The organism is Paraburkholderia sp. RL18-085-BIA-A (assembly GCF_046027075.1).
GTDB lineage: Bacteria > Pseudomonadota > Gammaproteobacteria > Burkholderiales > Burkholderiaceae > Paraburkholderia.
The window spans coordinates 1-2085 of record NZ_JARESU010000365.1 but is presented as its reverse complement, the minus strand read 5'-3'; the positions used below and the strand labels follow the sequence as shown (position 1 = coordinate 2085).

Here is a 2085-nt window from a genome sequence, read left to right as displayed (position 1 = left end):
TAGTGCAGCCCGAACTTTACCGCGACATCGTTATTGCGACAGAACCTGCATGAGAGACTTGCCTGCAGATTTCGCGCGTCACTTGCGCGACGTCGCCCGTCCCCTGCAGATTGCCTACCACCGTCTCATGTCAGCGTTTGACGGTCACCCGGCAGGGATTGAGTGCCGCATCAAGGACCGCGACTCCTGGGCATTCGTGCTTCCGGATTCGTCTGGCGTAAAGGCGTGGCGCATTCAACAGTTCGACCAGGACGGATTCGTTGGCCATCTATGCTTCGACTCCATCGAAGAGGCGGTCGAAGACATGCTTCGCATGGGCTATTGCGTGACCGATCCAGGAGCGCTGGATCGCGTCGGATCGACTAACCGTTGGGCGATAGGAGTACGTCGTGCGGCGATCATGCAAAAGCATCAGGAAGGCCTGATCAGCTATCGCCAGATGGTCAAAGAGCTATCGGACTTTTCAACGCATCCGTCGACATCCCCTGCCAGCAGGATGGTCGCATCTCCGGCGACCCATCCAAAGTCCTGTTCGTGAGGCGTTGAACATGAACACTGCACAACGAATCAAAGCCGCCGCAATGCGCATGCAAGACGCGGGTGTAATCATCGATTCCGGAGCGGACGCCGACCGGTTACACATTGACGCGCGGTCGTTGGAAGGCATTCCCGACGAAGGTGTGTTCTTTCTCGAAGGCGAACCTGCCGCAAACCTGACTTCCGAAGCCCAAGCCTACGCCGAAGGTGTCACGTTCGACGAAGCGTTAGCGTTCGTCGTCGAAGGGTACCTGGACAATTACAAAGAAGACGCGCCGCGCAAGGCGAACACCGTGCGCGAAGCCATCAACGCCGAATTCTGGTGTGGTCTTAGCCCAGAAATCGCGGGCATTGAAGCCGACTGCGTTGTTGGCGAGGCCGTCGTCAAGTTGCTGACTGACGTTCATGCGATTTGCACGCGCGTCTACGCGGAAGACGGGGGCGCGATCGAGTCGCACTACGTCTTGCAAATGAAGCACGTCGCGCTTCGTCAATGCAACTGTTGGTATTTCGGCTAGTCGTCCCCGACTTCCTTGCCATTAGCTGTTCATCTTTTTACCCCGCGGGTAAGCGATCCCGCCGGGGTCGCTCCGCATTCACTTGTGGAGTTTCTATGTTCGAAGCAGCAATTCCTGGCGCATATCCCGCACAGTTCGAAACGGAAGCTGAAGCGATGAAGTACATCGAGGGTCAGCCGACGTGTCCGAATGAAGTTCGTCCGTGGGTGCGCAACATGAAGCGGGCGGCGGAAGAGAAGGAATTTCTCGTCATCGGTGGCAGACCGACGCCCGGCCGGGGGGCAGCGTGATGAGTGCGGCGCTTACCGAGCCGAGCTGGCTTTCGGCGTATGCGGTCGGTCAAAAGCAGGGATGGGCACAGGCTGTCATGGCCTACGCCGATTACTACTGCGTTGACGGCAGTGCCGATGACGATCCCGATATCGAGGAACGTCTGACCATGCATCGCCCGCCGATGGTGGGCTATGCAAGCCGTACGGGGACGCGTCGCAATCTCGAGGCCCTCTCCGATGCGGACTGGCGTCTTCTGGTCTCGGCCAAAGGCGAACATCGCACAGAGGGTATGCGCTATGCGATTGATAACGGCGCGTGGACTGCGTATCAGCGTGGCGAGCCGTTCGATGAATCCGCGTTTCTGGCGGTCGTCGAAATGCTCGGCGAGCGCGCGGACTGGATCGTCCTCCCGGACATCGTGCAGGGAGGTCTCGCGTCGCTCGACTTCTCGTTGCGCTGGAAGGAACGTCTTCGGGGAATTCCGTCACAGCTGCTCATCGCGGTGCAGAACGGGATGCAACTGGAGGACGTCGCGCCGCTCCTGTCGCCCGTCGTTGGGATTTTCATCGGCGGATCGACTGAGTGGAAAGAAGCAACGGCAGAAGCGTGGGGATTGCTCGCACGCCGGCGCAACTGTCACCTTCATGTCGGTCGCGTCAATTCGGCTCGTCGCATCCGCATCTGTGCCGCTGACCGTTTAGATCTGGAAGACTGTCGCAAGCTGAAGTCCCTCAACCGCTACCTGACGCGGAAATAT

4 protein-coding genes are annotated in these 2085 nt (G+C 58.9%); all 4 read left to right on the top strand.

Going from position 1 to position 2085, the window contains the following annotated elements:
- Positions 1–538 (top strand): hypothetical protein (locus P0D89_RS52460; RefSeq protein WP_408379535.1); only part of this gene is annotated, 538 nt, incomplete at its 5' end.
- A gap of 10 nt (positions 539–548) precedes the next feature.
- Positions 549–1055 (top strand): hypothetical protein, encoded by a 507-nt coding sequence (locus P0D89_RS52455; RefSeq protein ID WP_408371024.1) that lies wholly within the window; start codon positions 549–551, stop codon positions 1053–1055.
- A gap of 95 nt (positions 1056–1150) precedes the next feature.
- Positions 1151–1345 (top strand): hypothetical protein, encoded by a 195-nt coding sequence (locus tag P0D89_RS52450; protein WP_408371022.1) that lies wholly within the window; start codon positions 1151–1153, stop codon positions 1343–1345.
- On the top strand, positions 1345–2085 hold a 741-nt coding region (locus tag P0D89_RS52445), incomplete at its 3' end, for a hypothetical protein (RefSeq protein ID WP_408371020.1). The genes P0D89_RS52450 and P0D89_RS52445, both read left to right, overlap by 1 nt.

What these genes read in the sequence shown, in the direction of transcription:
- P0D89_RS52455 (WP_408371024.1), top strand. Translation starts at nt 549, where the DNA reads ATGAACACTGCACAACGAATCAAAGCCGCCGCAATGCGCATGCAAGAC.
- P0D89_RS52450 (WP_408371022.1), top strand. Translation starts at nt 1,151, where the DNA reads ATGTTCGAAGCAGCAATTCCTGGCGCATATCCCGCACAGTTCGAAACG.